The following is a 20,062-nucleotide window of genomic DNA, read 5'->3' as shown; positions in this document are numbered from 1 at the left end:
ATCCGGGCGTAAAACGATTCCGGTGCGGCGCACATGTTGTTGTAAGTCCACGGTTCGTCTTGGCGTCGAGGCAGGTTAGCGGTGAGTACTATTCCAGGGAAGGGCCAGGCCCTGCGGTTCCGTTGCTAGTCCTTTGGCCAGTTCCCGCGAGGCGATTCCTGCCGTCTGCATCAACTCCGCCAACGAGAGCAAGTAGGCGAGCGTCGATTCGGCACCTTGGTTCTTATTCATGCTGTCGCACTGCAGTCCATCGTGGCAACCACCGGTGAGCGTATCGTAAACGGGGACGCCCAAGTCGTTGGCTCCGAGAAACCATTCAAAAGCCGTTTGCGCGCTTCGCAGCCAATCGTCATCCCGCGTCGCGCGCCAGGCAGCCAAGGAGGCCGAGACCATTCCCTGCGCCTCCAACGGCTGCTGGTCGAATGCGGCGGGCGAGCCACCACGGCGGTAGAAACCATTGCATCCGATGCTTCGCAAATGCCCCGACTCGCTCTGCTGGATCTCCGAAAGCCATTTTAGCGACGTCAGCCCACAGTCGAGGAATTCATGATTGCCGGTGGCGTGGCCCGTCACAATCATCGCTTGCGAGAGCTTGGCGTTGCTGTAGGTCAAATAATCCTCGAACCACAGCCAGTCATTGGCGGCTACTTGGTTGTACAGCCTCAGAAGCCGGGCCGAAAGTTCGCTCCGCATTTCCGTCACCGGTCGATCGCCGTCGAGTCGACGCAGGTACTCGTCGATCCCAAGTAGGGCGAACGCCCAACTCCGCGGTGAGCCGATGTCTTTCATCGCGCGGAGCGCCGAAGCGAACAACTGCGTCGCCCAGCATTGGGTGCTGCTGTGTTTGCTTCGTCCCACGCAGCTGCCCAGCGCCCACAGCGCTCGGCCGTGGGCGTCGTCCGAGCCGACCTCCTCCAACCAGCGGCGGTCAAAGCTGAGAAAGTTGCGGAATCGCCCTCGCCCCGGATCATAGGCGTAGTTCAAGAATGCTTGATAAGCCGAGGCGGCGCGCTGCAGTTCGACGCTCGATTGGTCCAGCTCATCGACCATCAGCGTAAAAACTAAGGCGCGGGCATTATCGTCGGTGCAGTACCCTTCGGCAAAATTCGGCATCGTATACGTCGCATGCTGAAACAACCCGGTGCTGTCGGTCAGCCGCAGCAGGTGTTCCCACTGAAGCGGCGGGATCGTGTATCTCCGCCGAGGGAGCGTGGGCGAGACTTGCTTGCGAACGTGCGCCGTACCCGCCTCCTCAAAGATCTTTTGCAGGCGTTTGCCGATCTCGCTCCAGACCATCTCCCGGCCGAGCTCGTACGCAGTTTTGCGGATCCGATGCCGCTTCGACTCATCCTGGAAAAGATCGATCACCGCGTCGGCGATCGCTTCGCTGTCACGGAAGGGGACTAGGACGCCACGTCCATCGGAAAGCAGCTCCTCGGCGTGCCAGTAAGGAGTGCTAATGACCGCTTTGCCACTTCCAAAACTGTAGGCGAGCGTGCCGGACGTGATCTGGGCGGGATTCAAATAGGGAGTGATGTAGATATCTGAGACGCCAATGAACTCCGTGAGCTCTTTGATATCCACAAACCGATTGTAAAAGAGCAAATTCTCCGCCACGCCGAGTTCCTCGGCTAGATGCTGCAGCGATTCGCGATACGACTCGCCATCGGCGCGGACCAGGTTCGGATGGGTCGCACCGACGACCATGTACGCGACGTCGGGGGTATGCTCCACGATCTTGGGCAAAGCCTTGATCACATACTCCAGCCCTTTGCCCGGTGAAAGCAGTCCAAACGTCAGCAGGGTGGGCCTCCCCTCGACTCCAAATTTATCCTTATTGAAATTCGGGTCGATAAAGGGGGTGTCGGGAATTCCGTGCGGCACGACCGCAATCTTCGCTGGCTGGATACCATAGATGTCAATGAGGAATCGCTTGCCGCGTTCGCTCATCACGATCAGCCGCGCGGACAACTTGGCCAACTCGAGGATCACCCGTCGCTGGTCGGGATCTGGGTTATCTAAAACGGTGTGCAGGATCGTAACCACGGGCATCCGCAGATCCCGCAGCAAGGGGATTAGATAGCTGCCTGCCGGCCCGCCGTAGATCCCGAATTCGTGCTGAACACAAACGAGATCGACGTCGCTGAAGTTCAGGTAGTCCGCTGCCCGCCGATACGCCTCGCGATCGTGCTGGAAAAACTGAAAGCGGACTTCGGGGGGATAGTCGTAGCCCTCGTGCGAATCATTCACGGCGACCACGAAGGCGTTGACCTGCCGATCGGCTCCGGCGATCGCCGCGCGCGTATCGTAGTTAAAGGTAGCAATTCCGCATTGTCGGGGAATATAGTTGCCCAGACAGGCGATGTTCCGTGGCTGAAATCCCGGCGCCATGGAGACGGATCCTTCGGTGGTGGAAGCGGAAGTCCGGCCGCACCTGCGGCGCGACGACGGCGGTCGAATCGCCGCCAGCCTTTAGCAAGATCCGTACCGGTCGCTGCACCCACGCGCCGGTCGGCTCAGCAAACGCCCTACAGGCAAAGCGTTAGAGCTGATTCAGGAATTTGCTCTGCTGGCCGCAACGACGGCCGCCAAGACGGATGTGGGCGGATTCCGTGCCACGAGGTCCGGCCAACCGCGAAAAACTTGGCCAAGGTCGTTCGTTCGCTTCCTTCCCCTGGAGCCGCAGGCGCTAGCCTCGGGCCTCGCCGCCTCGGAACTTTCGCTGCCGAACCCGCGGCTAGCGCCGGCGGCTCAGGGGGTTCCGGCAGAGGCCAGATTCGCGCCCGCAGAGCCAGCGGCCATCCGCCGAGCTGCCTCACCGACCGCGACCGAATCTCGACCATTCTGCTCCGACACGCGGCGACGATGCTGGCGGTCGCGGATCCAGGCGACTTGATCGCGAGCGAACGAGCGGAGCAACTCGGAGTAGAGCGCTTGCTTTTCCAGCGGGCTCCGCCACTCCAGATCGAACCGCTGATAGACGTCGTAGTCCTTGCCGCGGCCCCGGCATTGCCGTCCCGAGCCCCCGTAGTTCTCCAGCACGTCGAGCCGGTAGCCATTCAGCGGTTCGGTGATCTTGCGGGTGGTTTCCTCGTCGGCAATCGCTCGGAGCTTCAACGTCGTCGGCACCCAGCCCTCGAGCGTCAGGTCCCCCTTTTCAAAAACCAGACGAAACTCCTGCCGATCCAGGCGAGCTGGCTGCGTAAAGCTGTGATAGAAATTGACGGTGATACCATCGCGGTATCGCACCCGGCACTGCGCCTGATCCATGATCGGAGAGCCGCTGGGCGTGTCGCTTGGGTCGGGCCCCCGTTGTGATTCGGGCCCCTGCTGTGATTCGGGCCCCTGCTGTGCTTTGGGCCGCTCGGTCGTCGCTGCGTCGACAACCTCGCCCGGTCCAAGCCAACCGGCAAAGAGGTCGAAAAAGTGGACGCCGTGCTCAATGAAAATGCCTCCGCTCTTTTCCTGATCCCAGAACCAATGCTCGTTGGAAAGGTTTTCATCGGAAGCGTAGTTCTCAAAGAAACCATGCATCGGTTTTCCAAGCCACTCTTGCTGGATCACCTCCGCAATGTAGTCGCGGAGTGGGTTGTAAGGTTGCATGAGATTCGCGGTCAGCAAGCGATCGCCGCGCCGGGCGCGGCTGATCAAGTCGTCGGCCTCGATGGCATTCATCGCTAAGGGCTTTTCGACGATGACATGCTTGCCGGAGTCAAGCGCTGCAGCGGCTTGGGAATGATGCAAGAACGGGGGAGTGGCGATATAGACGAGGTCGATAGCAGGATCGGCCAGCATGCCTTCAATCGAGTCATACATCTTCAGACCGTACCGCTCGACGGCTCGTCGCGTTGCCTCGCGATGCGTGGCGGTGACCCCGATGGGAACGACCCCGGGAATCTGAATGAACTGTTGCATGGCGAAGAGCCCAAAGCCTCCGCAGCCAATCACTCCCAGTCCGATCGTTGCTTCCGTCGCCATGCTCCACGCTCCTTCAAGTCACTGCAGGCTGTCCAAGAGGGCATTTAACTCGTAGGTCAATACCGCCGTGCTGGTGTCGGCGGCGCCGTAATAGATGTGCAGCAGATCGCCGGTCGCGATCGTCGCCGTGGGAAACACCACGTTGGGGACGAACCCGTGTTGCTCGTACGACAAGGTCGGAGCACGGAGCGGTTCCGGGGAGCGGGCGAGAATCCGTTGGGGATCGTCGCGGTCGAGCAGCAGCGCCGCCGCATAGTAGGCGCCGACTTCGCCCGCCCGCTGCGGGGCCCGGTTTCCATGGTACAGGCAGAGCCAGCCGCGATCGGTGAGCAGCGGCGGAGCCCCCCCTCCGACTCGCCCGCTCTCCCAAGCCGCGGCCCCGGCGTGCAACGGGCGATGATCGCCCCAGTGGATCAAGTCGCGCGAGAAGGCCAGCCACATCTCCGGTTTGCAGAACGGAGTGCCAATCACCGGGCGGTGCAGGGCGGCGAAGCGTCCACCGATCGTTTCGGGAAACAGCAGAACGTCTTTGTTCTCCGCGCAGAAGGCGATCCCATGCCGCTCGAAAGTCTCAAAATCAGTGGTCGAGGCAAGGGCGGTGGCTGGGCCGTGAGGCGAGACCGCGACGTAGGTGATCCAGTAACGGTCCTGCAAAAACACGATCCGCGGGTCTTCCACCCCAAACGACTCGGTTTCACCGGTGGGCATCAGTACGGGCCGACCCCGGCTGCCTTCGATCGCCGCCGGGTCCGTCGCGTCATCCAGGTCGAACAGACGCAGATGGCTCGTGAACGTCAGCCGAACCCGTCCGCTACGGCGGTCCATGACGACTCGGCTATCGACGAGATCAAAATCGGCCTCGGAAACCCAATCGACAACCGACTCACCGCCGTCCCACCTCGGCAACGGTCGCTCTCCGCTCCGCGTTTCCAGCGGACACTCCACGATCCGCACGAGCAATCGCGTTCGCGTCCCATCGCGAATCACTCCTGGATTGAAAGCCCCGATCACCCGCCACCCGCGACGGAGCGGCGGCACTTCCTCCGGTCGAAGCAGTTGGCGGGCCGCGAGCGGCTGAGGGGTGGTGGTCATGGCGGTCGTCTGCAGCAGACCGCGTACCGCCGCCGGTGGTGAGTGCTCAGCCGCCGCGCGCCCTCAGTGACCGATTCGCAACGAGAATCCGTACGACGAGCTGGCGGTTCCGAAGCTCCCGTGGCCGTAGTGCTGCGGTGCGCGATGCAGGCGATAGTGCTGCGGCGCACGGTGCAGCTCGTAGTGCTGAGGAGCGCGGTACAGACCCCGGTGGTGCGGATGGTAGTGCGAGTGACCCCAGTGGGAACGGTAGGAGTGGGAGTGATCCCAGTGAGAGCGGTAGGAGTGGGGGCGATAGCCGCCGTGGTATCGGTGATCGTGGAACCGGTCGTGGCCGTGGTGCCTGCCGTGGTCGTAATGCTTCCCGTGGTCGCGATCCCGGTGATCGCGGTGCCCATGGTCGCGATCCCCATGGTCGCGATCCCCAGGATCGCGGTGCCTCGCGTGATCGCGATCCCCATGATCGCGGTGCCGCTCCCCTGCACGAGCCGACTCGCCGGCGAACAGGCCCGCGGCGAGGGCGAGCCCAAAGGTCAGTGCCATCTTTTTGAACATCGGAGCATCCTTTTCTGCCTTGGTTGAATTCGGAACATGCACCGCAACAATGCCAGCTGCGTGCCAAGCCGGCGCGGAATCATCTAAGTGCTTTGTTTGCAGCGATTTCGGTTGCAGGAGTCCCTGCCGTTCGTCCGCTCGCGTGTGGTCACACTGACGTCGTTGGTGTCATCGGAATGACGCACTGCGTTTTGCCGCGGCGGCTCCCGGATCGCCCGCTGGGCCCGTCGAACCAGGGGGCGGAGGCGGCGTAGAATCGGTTGCTCAGCCACTCTTCGCCCTTCGGAATCTAGGAAACACATGGAAGTCATCGCTCTGCAGTCGGGGAGCAATGGGAACTGCATTTATGTGGAGGCCGACGGGGTTCGGCTGCTGTTCGATGCGGGGATCAGCGGTCGGCAGGCCGAGCAGCGGCTCGCGGGCTGCGGGCGAGAAATCCGCGACGTCGAGGCGCTGCTGATCTCCCACGACCACAGCGACCACGCGAGTGGGATGGGCATCTATCAGCGGAAGTTCGGGATCCCGGTTTACGTCAGCGAGCCCACGCTGCGGGCCGCCGTCCGCTCGCACCGCCTCGGCGAGCTGAGCGACGTGCGGCATTTCGAGTCGGGAGCGGCGCTGCGGTTTGGGCACGTCATGGTCGAGACGATCCGTACGCCCCACGACGCGGCGGACGGCGTGGGTTTTGTCGTCGACGATGGCCAGCATCGCGTCGGCATCCTGACCGACCTGGGGCATGCCTTCCCGGGGCTGGCCGATGTCGTCCGCTCGCTCGATGGGCTGATCCTCGAGAGCAACTACGATCCGCATCTGCTAGCCACCGGCCGTTACGGACCGTCGCTGCGGGCTCGGATCGTGGGGCCCGGCGGCCACCTCTCGAATCTCGAGGCGGCGGAGTTGTTGCTTGAGGCGGGCTGCAGCCGGCTGCAGTGGGTCTGCTTGGGGCATTTGTCGGAGGAGAACAACCACCCCGAGTTGGCCGCCGAAGCCCAGCGGCGAACGATCGGTTCGCAGTTGCCCGTGCTCGTAGCCAGCCGGACGCGAGCGACCGAGGGGCTGCGGTTTTAGGGAAGCCTCTCGGCGTTCCCGCTCGGCCGTAGCGGTCCGCGGCTGCAGCAAAAATTTCGGGATTGTCGGAAGAGTCCATTCACTCTATTTCTCTTGTTTTGCCGATACTACGACGGCACGTGTGGTCGGCGAGCGATGCTCGACTCGCCCTTTCAAAGAGAAACTTCCGGGAAAACCGTCCGATGCGACAGTCCATTCTGCTCCCTGCGGTGCTGCTCTTCGTGATCCCCGCCGCGACGACCCAGGCCCAGAACACCCAGCGGGGAGCGACGTTCGGCGGCTTGGCCGGGGCGATCGCCGGCGGGCTGATCGGCGACCACAATGGGGAAGCCGGAGCCGGGGCGCTGATCGGTGGAGCGGTCGGTGCGGTGGCTGGCGGCGTCATCGGCAACGCTCGCGACAAAGAGATCGCCTACCAGCAGTCGCAGATGGCGTATCAAGCCCAGCAGCAACAGTACGCCGCGGCGGCTGCCGCCCAGCAAGCGGTCTCGATCAACGACGTGATCCAGATGTCCCGCAGCGGGCTGAGCGAGACGGTGCTGACGAATCAGATCATGCAGCGGGGCGTGCAGCGTCGGTTGGAAGTCGCCGACATCATCCTGATGCACCAAAACGGCGTCAGCGAGAACGTGATCAGTGCCATGCAGCGGGCCACGGTCGGTCCGCCGGCGGCCGCTCCCGCCCCCGCGCCGGCCCCTGTGGCTCCGGTCGCGCCGGTCTATGTCGAGCGGCATTACGAGGTCGTCCCGACCTACATCGTCCCGGCTCCGCGGTACCATCACTACCGCTACCATGACCACCATCATCACCACCACCGGCGGCACCATGGTAGCCACTGGGATGTGTCGATCGGTTTCTGAGGCCGTGCGGGTCCTACAGTGATGAGGCTGGCTCGAGTGATTCGGCCAGCTCTTGGTCGAGCGGATGGGGGTGGGCTGCGGGTTCGAGCTGGCCTTGAGCCGACTTCCAGAAGATCAGCCCTTCGATCGCCATCCAAATCTGCAGCAGCAGTAGGGCGACGCCGAAGCCGATCAGCTCCCAGCGAGCCACGGGATACCAGTTGAACAGCATCTGGTAGATGATCGCCCAGGCGGGCATCGCCATCATCACGACCATTGGCACGAACACCGGCCAAGTCGGTTTCCGCCGTCGCGCCAAGTAGAACACAGCGACCATCAGGGCCAGCCCGGCGAGCAGCTGATTGGTCGCGCCGAACAGCGGCCAGAGCAACAAGCCTCCCTTTCCGGGTTCCTCGCCCGCCAGGAGTGCCACGGCGGCCGCGACACCCACGGCGGTAGTCGTCGCCGCGAATTTGTTCTCGAGCGGGCGGATCCGCAGCGTCGCTCCGAGCTCCTGCAGCACGTACCGCTGCAGCCGCGTGGCCGTGTCGAGCGTGGTTGCGGCGAAGCAGGCGACGAGGACTGCCATCATCGCGACGGCAAACCGCAGCGGTATTCCGAGGGTGCTGAGGAAGTTTGCTCCGCCGTCGATGAACGCAGCCAGCTGATTCTTCAGCCCGTGGCTCGCCCAGCCCTTCGACTCGGCCGTCATCGGGTAGTACGTCTGCCAGGCCGCGTGACCGGTGACGGCCGTGCCATCAGGGGCAGTCGCCACCTGGTAGTCGCGGCCCGCTTCGGACTGAACTGCCACCACGGGCCCCATCCCCACGCCGCTCGTGCAAGCGAGGATGACGAGCACGGCGAGAGCTCCTTCGAGCAACATCGCTCCGTAGCCCACCGGTTGGGCGTCGGGTTCGCGGTTGACCTGCTTGCTGCTCGTCCCGCTGCTGACCAGGCAGTGGAACCCGCTGACCGCTCCGCAGGCGACGGTGATGAACAGGAATGGAAAGATCGGCGGTGCGTCGGAGGGAACGTCGGTGGCGATTGCCGGAGTCGTGGCGGTCAGATCCGCGCGTCCGCTGACCGAGGCAAGGATGAGGCCGGCGACGAGCAGCGCCAAGGCGACGAACAGCTGCTGGCTGTTGATGTAATCGCGGGGCTGGAGCAGCAGCCACACCGGCAGCACCGAAGCGGCGAAGGCATAAACCAGCAGGATCAACGTCCAGACGACGACGGGGCTCGAGAAAATTCCTGCGTCCCTCGGCAAATAATCCGCCAAGTCGATCGGGTAGTAGTAGGCGCCGAGGTAGACCGCGGCATAGAGCATCAGCAATCCGATCAGGCTCGGCACCAACAGCCCGGCGGTCCGCTGCCGCCCCCAGAGCCCGATGGCGATCGCCACCGGCATCGCTACCCAAACGCTGAGCACCGACTCGGGGTAGAGATCAAAGATCAGCGCGATCACCAACCCGAACACCGCCAACACGAGAAACAGCGCGAGGGCGAGGATCGTGAGGAACAGGATCTTGGCGCGAGGCGAGATCAAGCGGCCGGCGGTTTCGCCAATCGTTTGCCCGCGATTGCGGAGGCTGATCACCAGGGCGGCCAAGTCGTGCACGCCGCCGATCAGGATCGACCCAAAAACCACCCACAGGAGCGCCGGGAGCCAGCCCCAAAAGACGGCGATCGCCGGGCCGACGATCGGACCGGTCCCCGCGATGCTGGTGAAATGGTGCCCGAAAATGATCGGCAACCGAGTCGGAACAAAGTCGACGTCGTCGCGCTGCGCGTGGCTCGGTACCGCTGCGTCGCCGCGAAGCCCGAACAGCTTCCGGCTGAGCCAGCGCCCGTAGGTGTGGTAGGCAACCAGGAAGCCAATGAACGAGAGAGCAGCGACGAAGAGAGTGGACATCGTGGGGAGAAGTCGAATGGGGGAGGGGCGGCAACCGTCGCGAAGGGGGCGACGGATGGCGGGACGAGCCGATGGGAGCGGAGCAGCCGTGAGGATCGCGGCTGCTGCTGCAGGGATCTGGGCTGCTGCAGGGGTGGGTGACCTGCGTCAACGGCTCCCTATAATACCGCAACGTCGAGGCGCGCGGAGTTGAACTGCCGCCTCAATTCAGACGGAATCGCCAAAACAGACCGAATCGTTGGGGAAGGCTATCGCGTGTCGGACAAGATCGAAAAAACCATCATCATCGGTAGCGGACCGGCGGCCTGGTCGGCTGCCATTTACGCGGCCCGCGCAAATCTCGAGCCGCTGGTCTTTGAAGGCGCGATGACCGAAGAGAACCGCCAGCAGGGAACCCTCCCATTGGGCCAGCTGGCCCAGACGACCGAGGTCGAGAACTACGCCGGCTTCCCCTCCGGGCGGCTCAAGGCGTTCATCGACTCGGCGGTCGACTCCGAACAGCAGTATCTGCTGCCCCCGGTCGAGGAGGAGCCGCACGCGGTGACCGGGCCGGAGCTGATGAACCTGATGCGGCAGCAGGCCCGCAACTTCGGTACGCGGGTCATCACCGACGATGTGGTCTCGACCGGGCTTGGCTCGCGACCGCTGTCGGTCACCACGGCCGACAACGGGACGCACCAGTGCCACACGTTGATCGTCGCCACCGGCGCCCGGGCCAACTACCTCGGGCTCGACACTGAAACCGCGTACAAGAACCGGGGGGTCAGCGCGTGTGCGGTGTGTGACGGAGCGCTGCCGCGGTTCCGCAATCGACCGCTGGCCGTCGTCGGCGGTGGCGACAGCGCGGTCGAAGAGGCGGCGTATCTCTCGAAGTTCGCCTCCCAGGTGTACATGGTGGTCCGCCGCGACGAGCTGCGGGCGTCGAAGATCATGCAGGACCGCGCCCGGCGGATCGAAAACATCGAGATCCTCTGGAATCACGAAGTCGAAGAGGTGTTTGGCACCGAGAAGGGGGGGGTGAGCGGCCTGCAGCTGAGGAATAACAAAGAGAACAGCACTCGCGAGCTGGAGGTCAGCGGGCTGTTCCTGGCGATCGGCCACACGCCCAACACCAGCTTCCTCGGCCCCGAGATTGAACGCACTCGGGACGGCTACATTCGCTGGACGACTCCGCAGCGGACCTACACGACGGTCGAAGGGGTGTTTTCGGCCGGCGACGTCTCGGATGACTACTATCGCCAAGCGATCACCTCGGCCGGGACCGGCTGCATGGCCGCGCTCGACGCCGAGCGGTACCTGGCTGAGCACGACTTGCTCTGAGGCGTGCCGCTGGCACGAGGGGGCGGCGCCGGATTAGGCTATCGGTCTGTTAGAAGACACTGAGCCGACGGCGCTAGCCGCGGGTGCTGCAGCGAAAGTTCCGGGGCTGCGAGGCCCGAGACTAGCGCCTGCGGCTCACCCGAGGCTAGCGCCTACGGCTCACCCGAGGCTAGCGCCTGCGGCTCACCCGAGGCTAGCGCCTACGGCTCAAAAGATTGAAATCACTGGGTTTTCTGACAGAGCCTCGCCCCCGGTTCTCGAAATCGCGGGGAAAACCGGACGCTAGCGCGTGGCGGCTGATTGAAGACCCTGTTTCGTGACGCTCTGCCGCAACTGCTGACCGCACGCTCCCACCGCACGCTCCCTCCACTGGATGATCCGATGGATGACCGAATGGCCGAAGAACGGCAGATGCTACGCGAGGCCCTGGACAAGGGAGTGGGAGGGCGGCTGGGAACGTATTTGCGGCTCTCGGGGCCGGGGTGGTTGCAGAGCGCGTTGACCCTCGGCGGCGGATCGCTTGCCGCGAGTCTCTACATGGGAGTGCTCGGCGGTTATGAGATGATGTGGGTCCAGCCGCTTGCGATGATTCTCGGAATCATCATGCTCGGCTGCATCGGTTATGTGACTCTCAGCACCGGCAAACGTCCTTTCGCCGCGATCAATTCCCATATCAACCCGGTGCTCGGGTGGGGCTGGGTACTGGCCGTCGCTGCGGCCAATATCGTGTGGGCGCTGCCGCAGTATTCCTTGGCTTTTGGCGTCACCAGCCGCAACCTCTTGCCGGGCGTGTTTGGCGACGGCGGGACGCTCGCCCAAGCGGCGCCCGATGCCGGTTGGCTGGCGGGCGACGGTTTGGCCAAGCTGGTCTTCGTGCTGTGCGTGTTCGCGATCGCGATCTTCGTCACATGGAGTTACGACCGCGGCGGCCTGGGGATCAAGATCTATGAGACGATTCTCAAGCTGACGGTCGCCGTGATCGTTGCCTGCTTCGTGGGCGTGGTCGTGATGATCACGATGCGGGGCTCGCTCGATTGGGGTCAGATCCTGGCCGGCTTCGTTCCCAATTTTGCGCTCTTTGAGCGACCGGTCAGCGGTTACGACGAGTTGCTCGCCGCCCTTGGTCCGGTGGGTGACCCCATTCGCGAGTACTGGACGAATTATATTGTTTCCGGCCAGCGGGATGTGATGATCGCTGCGGCGGCGACCGCGGTCGGCATCAATATGACCTTCCTGTTCGCCTACTCGATGCTCCAGCGGGGATGGACCAAGGAGTATCGCGGGCTGGCGATGTTCGATCTTTCGACCGGGATGTTCATTCCCTTTTTGATCGCGACTAGCTGCGTCGTGTTGGCTTCGGCGGTCCAGTTCCACCTCAAAGCCGGCGACGCCCATCTCGTCCAGGGGCTCGAGGCGAGTGGTGGTTCGGCTGCAGACCCGGCTTACCAGGCGAGGGTCGCAAGCATCACCGCTTCGGTCGACAAGGCGGTGGCAGCGCGTCAAGCCGCACTCCCGGAGACGGGGGAGGCGAGCGAAGCCGAACGCCTCATCGCCTCGACGCTGTTGACCCGCAACGAGGCGGACCTGGCGGTCTCGCTGGAACCGCTCGTCGGCAAAGTCGCCGCCAATTACCTGTTCGGGTTCGGTGTGGTGGCGATGACCCTCTCGACGATTTCGCTGCTGATGTTGGTCAGCGGGATGGTGGTCTGCGAGATGCTCGGGCTGCCGCCGGGAGGCTGGCCGCATCGCTTCGGTACGCTACTGGCCGGTATCGGAGGCATGTTTGGGCCGTTCATTTGGAAGGGGGAAGCCCAGGCGTACTTGGCGATTCCCACGAGCGTCGTCGGGTTTATGCTGCTGCCGCTGGCATACGTCGCGTTCTGGATGCTGCTCAATAGCGAATCGTTCATGGGAGCCGAGCGACCGAGCGGAGCGAAAGGGCTGCTTGGAAATGTTTTGGTGGGAATCGCGGCAACGACCGCAACGATCGGCAGCGCTTATATGGTCTGGAACAAGCTGGGAATGATCGGGATTGGCGTCTGGTTGGGCTTTGTGCTGCTCGCCCTAATCGTCCAGTTCACCCGCAAGAGTTCGCCCGAGTCGTCCATTCCCGCGACTGAAGTGTAGAAAGCCACTCGAAGGAACGCCTGATGAAATGGATGTTGATTTCGGAAGCTCGCGGCGATGCGGCCGTCGGCCAGCCGTGCGAGATTCGCGGCTGGATTCGGACGCGGCGAGATAGCAAAGGGGGCTTCAGTTTTCTCGAAGTCAACGACGGGAGCTGTTTTGGGAGTCTCCAGGTCGTCGCGCCGGGCGAACTGGAGAACTACGATTCCGAAATCAAAAAGCTCTCCGCCGGGTGCAGCGTCGTCGTTCGCGGAACGATCAAACCTTCACCGGCGGAGGGGCAAGCGAGTGAGCTGCATGCCAGCGAGCTCCGTGTGCTCGGCTGGGCGGATCCAGAGACGTATCCGCTCCAGAAGAAACGCCACAGTTTCGAAAAGCTTCGGGAGTGGGCGCATCTGCGGCCGCGGACGAATACCTTCGGCGCCATCGCTCGCGTTCGCGATCAGGTTTGTGCATCGATCCATGATTTCTTTCGCGAAGAGAGTTTCCGCTACGTTCAGACGCCCATCATTACTGCCAGCGACTGTGAAGGGGCTGGCGAGATGTTTCGCGTCACGACGCTCGACCTGGATCGGCTCGCGGGTTCCGGCGGTCCGGTCCGCTATGAGTTGGATTTCTTCGATCGCCCGGCTTATTTGACTGTGAGCGGCCAATTGGAAGCGGAAACGTATGCCACGGCGATCGGCCGCGTGTATACGTTCGGTCCTACGTTCCGCGCCGAGAATTCCAATACCAGTCGGCACTTGGCCGAGTTTTGGATGGTCGAGCCGGAAGCGGCTTTTTTCGACCTGCATGACAACATGCAATTGGCGGAACGGTTCCTCAAACGAATCTTTGATGACTGCTTGAAAACCTCGGCCGAAGATATGGAGTTCTTCGACCAGCGAATTGAAAAAGGCAAGATCGAGCAGCTCCGGGGTGTGATCGATAAACCGTTCGTGCACATGACCTACAGTGAGGCGGTCGAGGTGCTCACTGGATCGGGCGAAACGTTTGAGTTTCCCGTCGCGTGGGGATCGGATCTGCAAGCCGAGCACGAGCGTTTTCTAACCGAGCAGCACGTCGGGGGGCCGGTAATCCTGACCGATTACCCCTCGTCGATCAAACCGTTCTACATGCGGCTGAGTGATGACGAACGGACGGTCGCCGCGATGGATGTGCTGGTGCCCGGGGTCGGCGAAATTATCGGCGGCAGCCAGAGAGAGGAACGGCTGGAGGTGCTGCAGAAACGGATGGCGGCGCAGAACTTGTCGGAAGAAAATTACTGGTGGTACGTCGACCTGCGTCGCTTTGGAACCGTACCTCACGCGGGGTTCGGGTTGGGGCTCGAGCGGATCATCCAGTACATCACCGGGATGACTAACATCCGCGACGTCATCCCGTTTCCCAGAACGCCCGGTAGCGCCGAGTTTTAGACGCGTCAAGTATCTCTCGTGTATTTGATCAGCCGCCACGCGCTAGCGTCCGGCTTCCGCGGCATGTTCAGGAACCGTGGGCTAGTGCCCGGCGGCTGGTGGGGTGAAAACCATTGCTGTAGCGCCATCGACGACCGTAGGACGATTGGCTCCGAGTCCCACTGGCGCTCAGCACCTCGGCAACGCGCGGACGTTCTTGCTCGCTTGGCTGAGCGCCCGCAGCCGCGGAGGCCGCGTCCTCCTGCGGATCGAAGACATCGATTCGCCTCGGGTGAAACCGTGGGCGGTTCGGCAAGCGGTGGAAGATTTGCAGTGGCTGGGGCTGGACTGGGACGAGGGGCCGGTCATCCAGACCGAGCGGTCGGAGATGTACGCCAAAGCGCTCGAGCGACTGATCGAGGCGGGCCGCGCCTACCCCTGCGTGTGCACGCGGAGCGACATCGCGGCGGCCGCTTCCGCTCCGCACCTCGATCACGAAAGCCCACTCTACCCGGGTACCTGCACCCCCTGGCGACTCGGCGACGCGGTGCCGGCGGACGATTCGTACTGCTGGCGGTTTCGCGTCACCGCGACCCCCGACTCGTTTCGCGATCGCTTGCGCGGCGAGTGCCGTTTCGATCCGCTCGCCGAGCTCGGGGACTTTCCGATCACGCGGAAAGGGGGCGCGGCAGCCTACCAGCTGGCCGTCGTGGTCGATGACGCGGCGATGGGCGTGACCGAGGTCGTCCGCGGAGACGATCTGCTCTCCAGCACCATCCGGCAGCTGCAACTCTACGCGGTTCTGGGGCTCGAACCGCCGGAGTTCGGCCACGTGCCGCTGGTGCTCGGTCCGGACGGTCGTCGGCTGGCCAAACGCCACGGCGATACGCGGCTGAGCACGTTTCGGGCTGCCGGAATCGCACCGGAGCGGATCATCGGCTGGGCCGCCGCTTCGGCGGGGCTCGTGGATCGCGAAGAACCGGTCACCCCGCGGGAGCTAGTCGACCAGTTCAGCTGGAGCAGGCTCCGCCGCGATCCGGTCACCGTCGACGGCGAGCGTTTTCTAGCCGAACATCGCTGACGTACTAGATGTGGGGTTTGGCGACGTGGTTGCGGAGAGCGACGCGGAGCGGGTCGTCGTCGGGGCCGCAGAAGCCCCAGTGCTGCCGGCGTCGCCAGCCTTCGCCATACTCGAACGTGTGGGTCATCCGGGCCACTTGCTGGGTCAGGTCGCGCATCGTTTGCACATAGGAGTCCATCCCCTGGCTCTGGTCGAGCCACTCCTGTTGGGAGCGGTGGCATTCGAGTGCGGCGACTTTGCGGTCCATCACATCGGTCGTATCGACGATGAAGTCGGGATGGACCAGTTCGCACAACGGGGTGCGATTGCCGTGGGGCTGAGCGTGGTAAACGGTCACCGGATCGTAGTACGGCTCGACCGGCGGATCGGATTCGAGGTTCGGCATCCCGTGGGAGAAAGCGGCGGAGACGGCCAAGCGGCACGTCGTTTCATGGTCTTCCATGTAGTCGATCGGGGCGTGCGTCAGCACGATCGAGGGCCGGGCGCGGCGGACGACGGCGGTGACTTTAGCGAGATTCTGCGGGGTATACATGATCTCCATGTCGCGGGCGATCGGCGGATAAAAGGTTGCCCCGAGTGTCTCGGCTGCCCGCTTGGCTTCTTCCAGCCGCGTCGCGGCGCATTCCTCCATCCCCATCGTGGTGCTGCCGCGCGAGCCGTCGGCGAGATTGAAGTAGTGCAGATCCCAGCCGCAATCGGCTAAACGCAGCAGCGTTCCGCCCATGAGAATTTCAATGTCGTCGGGATGCGCAGCAATGGCGAGAACGGAAGGCATGGCTTTGTGGGAGCGAAGGAAAGAAGAAGGAAATGAGCAAAAACGTTGCTTTCGCGGAGCGAAAGGCGACTAATGGAAACTGGAACGTCACCCTCCCCCCGGGAGGGTCGCGAGGAACGAGCGGGGAGGGTCGTACGCGACGTAGCCGTCAAACAGCTGGATTCAGGTGTCCCTCCCCGGGCCTGAGAGCCCGACCCTCCCGGGGGGAGGGTGGCGATGAAGTGGAGTTTTCCGACAGAACCCTAGTCCTGCCAGCGTTTGAGTTTGCGGTCGAGCGTGCTGCGTTCGATCCCGAGGATCTTCGCCGCCCGACTCTTGTTGCCCTCGGTGTGACGGAGGACCGCTTCGATGTGCTGCTGTTCGAGCTCGGCTAACGAGAGCCACGACCCGCTGCCGTCGACTCTCCCGCCACTGCTCGGCTCGCCTGCCGACTTTCCGCCACCCGCTGCTCCACCACTCGGAGAGGGCAAACGCAATTCGGAGAGCAGCAGGTCGTTGGCTTCGATGATCGGTCCGGCGGAGAGCACCACGGCTCGTTCGACCGTATTTTTTAACTCGCGGATATTCCCAGGCCAACGGTACGCCAGCAGCTTTGCTTGGGCCGCTTGGCTGAAGCCCTCGAGCCGCCGTCCCATCTCGCTGCAGAAGCGGGTGAGGAAATGTTCGGCCAGCAGCACTACGTCGTCGCCGCGCTCGCGAAGCGGCGGCACCCGCAGCTCGAGCACGTGCAGCCGAAAGTACAGATCGCTGCGGAATTCTCCGGCGGCGATCGCTTGTTCCAAGTCGCGATTGGTTGCGGCGACGACGCGGACGTCGGCGCGAATCGGGGTGTTGCCGCCGACCCGTTCGAAGGGCTGGCCTTCGAGCACGCGGAGAAACTTGGCTTGAATTTCGGGCTGCATCTCCCCGATCTCGTCCAGCATCAGCGTTCCGCCGTCGGCCGCTTCGAATTTGCCGATCTTGCGGTCGGTCGCTCCGGTGAAGGCGCCTTTCTCATGCCCGAACAGTTCGCTCTCCAGCAGGCTCGGCGAGAGCGCGGCGCAGTTCAGGCAGAGAAATGGTCCGTCGCGGCGAGGGCTGGCGTGATGGATTGCCGCGGCGATCAGCTCTTTGCCTACGCCACTCTCCCCTCGCACCAGCACGGTGGCTCCCGTGGGAGCGGCGCGGGCGATCTGTTGCTCGATGGCCCGCAGCGATTTGCTGCGGCCGATGATCTCGACGCGGTCGGCCAATTGCTCGCGCAGCTGGGCAACCCGCTGTTCCGAACGGTGGAGATGGTGTGCCAGTCGCCGCTGACGCCAGAGGTGCTCGAGAGCCAACCCAAGGTTGGCAGCCGCCGCCAAAGCGAACTCGAGGTGCTCGGTGTGCAGCTCCGGCTCATCCGCACTGGAGTAGAGGTGAAGTAGACCGACGATGGAATCGCGGACCCGGACTGGTGCACACAGGATGCTCGAGGTGCTCAGCTCGCCGCGGCTGTCGGGGCTCGTCAGCGTGACGTCGTTGACCAGATTTCGAGCCAGGATCGCTTCGCCACCGCCGAGGACCGTCGCCGCGACCGAATCGGGAAGCCGCCGGTAGGAACGCTCCGGCTGGCAGCGCGTGGCGAGGGCCGTGAGCTTCGTCGCGGTGCGGGCGGCCGGGTCGGGTGGGGCGGTTTTGCGAGCGAGCATCAGCACCGCTCCGGAGGCGACGCCGGCAGCGGCCGAAACCGCTTCGAGCGTCGCGGCGGCCGCTTGTTCGGGAGTTTCGCAGCGGCCGAGCTCGATCGCGGTCCGAAACAGACTGATCGCCGCGGGCGGGGTGGCTCGATCGGCGGTCGGATCGAGGAAGGAGGTGTGGACGCGGCGCTCGGTGATCACCGTCGCTTCGATTTGATCGGCAGTCCGCTGATCTTCGCTCCGCTGGGCGCCCGTCTGCTGCTCGCCGCGAGCGTCTTCAGCCGCGGTGGCTCCCTCGACGCTGAAGGCATCGGTCAGATGGTGGACGAACGTCATCTGATGGCCGGCGACCGAGATCGCTTCGCCTTCGCGGAGGGCGTGGGGGCCGGCGATCGGTTCGTTGTCGACGAGCGTGCCGTTGCGGCTGCCGAGGTCGCGGATCATCCAGCTTCCGGCTTCGTCGTACAGCTCGGCGTGGGAGCGGCTGCACTGGTCGCTGCGGACGATGATTTGGCTCTGCGACGAGCGGCCGATGATCGCACGGCGTCCGGGGAGCAAGCGGAAGACATCGGTCCAGCGTCCTCCGCGGCGGATGACGAGATAGGCGGAATTGCTGGAATCGGTACTGCCGGAACGATCGGGTGTGCGGAGCAACGTCAATTCGCAGGGAGGGAAGGCAATTTGGTTGAAAGCCTACAGGGGCCTGAGTATTGTACGGTGGAAGTTCCTATTCCTATCGTGTTTCCCGCCGCCGCGGGTTGTCTTTCCCGCCGCCGCGGGTATTCGGAGCCGTTTGATGCAACGCCGCCCCGCACCGAGCCGCAAATCCAGCTGGATCGCCAGCCCTTCGGTCGCCCTCGCTCTGGTTCTTTCTCTCGCTGCCCTGCCTGCGGTTTGGGCCGGCAGCAGCCTCGTCCGTGACGCCGCCGTGGGTGGGGTGCTGATCGACGCCGGTGGGCTGGTCCGCTCGGCCACGGTGGCCGAACGCACCGAATTCCTCAACCGGTTGCGGGCCGAGGTTGCCGAGCCGCGAGGCGATCTTGCCGAAGCGACCGAGCTGCGGATGATCTCGCTCCGAGCGCTGCAGGACGCCGTGCGCCGCGAGCTGCAGACCGGTCAAGCGATCCCCGACGAGATGCGGATGCTGGCCGGCTTGCAGCGGGTCGAGTACGTGTTCGTCTACCCCGAGCGGAATGACATCGTGTTGGCCGGACCGGCCGAGCCGTGGGTGGTTCGCGAGGACGCCTCGGTCGTCGGTCGCACCTCGGGCCGCCCGGTGCTGCAGTTGGACGATCTGATCACGGCGCTCCGCAGCGTCGAGCCGTCACGCGATGGCGGGATCAGCGTCTCGATCGAGCCGACTGCCGAGGGACGCCAGAAGCTCAATCACATGCTCAGCCGCGTGCGGCTGCAGCCGGGCCAAAACCCGAAGCTGCTCGAGCCGATGATGCGAGAGGCGTTCGGCCCGCAGACGGTCAAGCTCCGCGGCGTGCCCGCCGATAGCCACTATGCCCGCGTCCTGCTGGCGGCCGATTATCAGATGAAGCGGCTGTCGATGGGGCTCGAAGAAGCTCCGGTCGAGGGATTGCCGAGCTACCTGGAGATGGCTCGGAACCAACGGCACTCGGGCAACGAAAATCCCCGCTGGTGGATGGCCTGCAATTACAACGCGATCAAGCACGACGGCGATCGGCTCGCCTGGCAGCTCAGCGGTCAGGGGGTCAAGACGCTGACCGAACAGGACCTCAGCGACCAGACCGGAGCCACGGTGCAAACCGGTCGCAAGAATCCGACAGCGGAAAAGTGGGCTAACCTGATGACCGAGCGGTTCGACGCCCTGGCCTCCAAGCAAGCGGTGTTCGGCCAGCTGCGAAACGTGATGGACCTGAGCGTCGTGGCGACCTTGATCGCTCAGGAAGGGCTGGACCGGGCCGCCGGATGCGATCTGGGATTGCTGATGGGCCGCGAGGTCGAAGTCCCCATGGCTTCGCTTGACGTTCCCAAAGCGGTGGCGCCCGAGTGCAGTTTCATTCGCGGCCGCAGCGGCTGGGTGGTGACCGCATCGGGTGGCGTCGACGTGGGAGCGTTTGAAGTCGTCCAGTCGCAGGAGCTCGATCCCGGGCTGAGCAGCGTCTACGCTCGGGCGGACCGCGAGGCCGCGGCCGCCGAACAGCCCTCGCAGAATCGCTGGTGGTGGAACGGCTGAGTTCGCTCCACTCTCTCCCCCCTCCCATTCTCTCCCCCCTCCCATTCTCTCCCCCCT

14 protein-coding genes are annotated in these 20,062 nt (G+C 63.9%); 7 read left to right on the top strand and 7 right to left on the bottom strand.

From position 1 onward, the window contains the following. Positions 1 to 75 precede the first annotated feature (75 nt). From GNK13_RS00880 to GNK13_RS00865, 4 genes are all read right to left on the bottom strand, one after another. Positions 76 to 2,391 (bottom strand): glycosyltransferase family 4 protein, encoded by a 2,316-nt coding sequence (locus GNK13_RS00880; RefSeq protein ID WP_164100545.1) that lies wholly within the window; start codon positions 2,389 to 2,391, stop codon positions 76 to 78. 360 nt (positions 2,392 to 2,751) lie between these two features. Beyond that, on the bottom strand, positions 2,752 to 3,978 hold the full coding sequence (locus tag GNK13_RS00875; protein WP_164100544.1) for a Gfo/Idh/MocA family protein: 1,227 nt from the start codon (positions 3,976 to 3,978) through the stop codon (positions 2,752 to 2,754). 18 nt (positions 3,979 to 3,996) lie between these two features. Then, positions 3,997 to 5,070 (bottom strand): glycoside hydrolase family 130 protein, encoded by a 1,074-nt coding sequence (locus GNK13_RS00870; protein WP_164100543.1) that lies wholly within the window; start codon positions 5,068 to 5,070, stop codon positions 3,997 to 3,999. 63 nt (positions 5,071 to 5,133) lie between these two features. Next, positions 5,134 to 5,625: a hypothetical protein gene (locus GNK13_RS00865; protein ID WP_164100542.1), complete on the bottom strand. Its 492-nt coding sequence runs from the start codon at positions 5,623 to 5,625 to the stop codon at positions 5,134 to 5,136. Positions 5,626 to 5,925: 300 nt separating this feature from the next. On the opposite strand from GNK13_RS00865, the gene GNK13_RS00860 reads away from it, so the two are divergent. After that, a complete protein-coding gene (locus tag GNK13_RS00860; RefSeq protein ID WP_164100541.1) occupies positions 5,926 to 6,693 on the top strand; it encodes an MBL fold metallo-hydrolase in 768 nt (255 codons plus the stop codon). A gap of 182 nt (positions 6,694 to 6,875) precedes the next feature. Beyond that, positions 6,876 to 7,553 (top strand): glycine zipper domain-containing protein, encoded by a 678-nt coding sequence (locus tag GNK13_RS00855; protein WP_164100540.1) that lies wholly within the window; start codon positions 6,876 to 6,878, stop codon positions 7,551 to 7,553. A gap of 13 nt (positions 7,554 to 7,566) precedes the next feature. Here GNK13_RS00855 and GNK13_RS00850 read toward each other — a convergent pair whose 3' ends face one another. Further along, positions 7,567 to 9,444, bottom strand: a complete 1,878-nt coding sequence (locus GNK13_RS00850) for a carbon starvation CstA family protein (protein ID WP_164100539.1) — start codon at positions 9,442 to 9,444, stop codon at positions 7,567 to 7,569. A gap of 255 nt (positions 9,445 to 9,699) precedes the next feature. On the opposite strand from GNK13_RS00850, the gene GNK13_RS00845 reads away from it, so the two are divergent. The 4 genes from GNK13_RS00845 to gluQRS all read left to right on the top strand — a co-directional run bounded on the left by GNK13_RS00845 (position 9,700) and on the right by gluQRS (position 15,366). Continuing rightward, positions 9,700 to 10,764, top strand: a complete 1,065-nt coding sequence (locus tag GNK13_RS00845; protein ID WP_164100538.1) for an FAD-dependent oxidoreductase — start codon at positions 9,700 to 9,702, stop codon at positions 10,762 to 10,764. Between the two features lie 381 nt (positions 10,765 to 11,145). Continuing rightward, complete coding sequence (locus GNK13_RS00840) at positions 11,146 to 12,891, top strand: divalent metal cation transporter (RefSeq protein WP_164100537.1); 1,746 nt, start codon at positions 11,146 to 11,148, stop codon at positions 12,889 to 12,891. Between the two features lie 23 nt (positions 12,892 to 12,914). Next, complete coding sequence (asnS, locus tag GNK13_RS00835; protein ID WP_235934699.1) at positions 12,915 to 14,306, top strand: asparagine--tRNA ligase; 1,392 nt, start codon at positions 12,915 to 12,917, stop codon at positions 14,304 to 14,306. Positions 14,307 to 14,409: 103 nt separating this feature from the next. Next, on the top strand, positions 14,410 to 15,366 hold the full coding sequence (gene gluQRS / locus GNK13_RS00830; RefSeq protein WP_235934698.1) for a tRNA glutamyl-Q(34) synthetase GluQRS: 957 nt from the start codon (positions 14,410 to 14,412) through the stop codon (positions 15,364 to 15,366). A gap of 4 nt (positions 15,367 to 15,370) precedes the next feature. Here gluQRS and GNK13_RS00825 read toward each other — a convergent pair whose 3' ends face one another. Together GNK13_RS00825 and GNK13_RS00820 are read right to left on the bottom strand one after the other, a co-directional pair. Next, entirely contained in the window at positions 15,371 to 16,141 is a 771-nt protein-coding gene (locus GNK13_RS00825; RefSeq protein WP_164100536.1) for a PIG-L deacetylase family protein, read from the bottom strand. A gap of 242 nt (positions 16,142 to 16,383) precedes the next feature. Next, entirely contained in the window at positions 16,384 to 18,453 is a 2,070-nt protein-coding gene (locus GNK13_RS00820) for a sigma 54-interacting transcriptional regulator (protein WP_164100535.1), read from the bottom strand. Between the two features lie 142 nt (positions 18,454 to 18,595). Here GNK13_RS00820 and GNK13_RS00815 point away from each other — a divergent pair, with 142 nt between their 5' ends. Next, positions 18,596 to 20,005 carry a DUF1598 domain-containing protein gene (locus GNK13_RS00815; RefSeq protein ID WP_164100534.1) on the top strand — a complete coding sequence of 470 codons (1,410 nt, stop codon included), beginning with the start codon at positions 18,596 to 18,598 and terminating at the stop codon, positions 20,003 to 20,005. Positions 20,006 to 20,062: the final 57 nt, after the last annotated feature.

This window comes from Candidatus Laterigemmans baculatus, assembly GCF_010367455.1.
GTDB classification, from domain to species: domain Bacteria; phylum Planctomycetota; class Planctomycetia; order Pirellulales; family Pirellulaceae; genus Laterigemmans; species Laterigemmans baculatus.
Note: the sequence above shows the minus strand (reverse complement) of the source record. Positions and strands in the feature narration are given on the sequence as shown.

Bases quoted from the DNA above. Each gene is read 5' to 3' on its own strand.
- GNK13_RS00865 (WP_164100542.1), bottom strand. From the start codon at position 5,625: ATGTTCAAAAAGATGGCACTGACCTTTGGGCTCGCCCTCGCCGCGGGC.
- GNK13_RS00815 (WP_164100534.1), top strand. From the start codon at position 18,596: ATGCAACGCCGCCCCGCACCGAGCCGCAAATCCAGCTGGATCGCCAGC.
- GNK13_RS00850 (WP_164100539.1), bottom strand. From the start codon at position 9,444: ATGTCCACTCTCTTCGTCGCTGCTCTCTCGTTCATTGGCTTCCTGGTT.
- GNK13_RS00840 (WP_164100537.1), top strand. From the start codon at position 11,146: ATGGATGACCGAATGGCCGAAGAACGGCAGATGCTACGCGAGGCCCTG.
- GNK13_RS00870 (WP_164100543.1), bottom strand. From the start codon at position 5,070: ATGACCACCACCCCTCAGCCGCTCGCGGCCCGCCAACTGCTTCGACCG.
- GNK13_RS00880 (WP_164100545.1), bottom strand. From the start codon at position 2,391: ATGGCGCCGGGATTTCAGCCACGGAACATCGCCTGTCTGGGCAACTAT.
- GNK13_RS00825 (WP_164100536.1), bottom strand. From the start codon at position 16,141: ATGCCTTCCGTTCTCGCCATTGCTGCGCATCCCGACGACATTGAAATT.
- asnS (WP_235934699.1), top strand. From the start codon at position 12,915: ATGAAATGGATGTTGATTTCGGAAGCTCGCGGCGATGCGGCCGTCGGC.
- GNK13_RS00855 (WP_164100540.1), top strand. From the start codon at position 6,876: ATGCGACAGTCCATTCTGCTCCCTGCGGTGCTGCTCTTCGTGATCCCC.
- GNK13_RS00875 (WP_164100544.1), bottom strand. From the start codon at position 3,978: ATGGCGACGGAAGCAACGATCGGACTGGGAGTGATTGGCTGCGGAGGC.
- GNK13_RS00860 (WP_164100541.1), top strand. From the start codon at position 5,926: ATGGAAGTCATCGCTCTGCAGTCGGGGAGCAATGGGAACTGCATTTAT.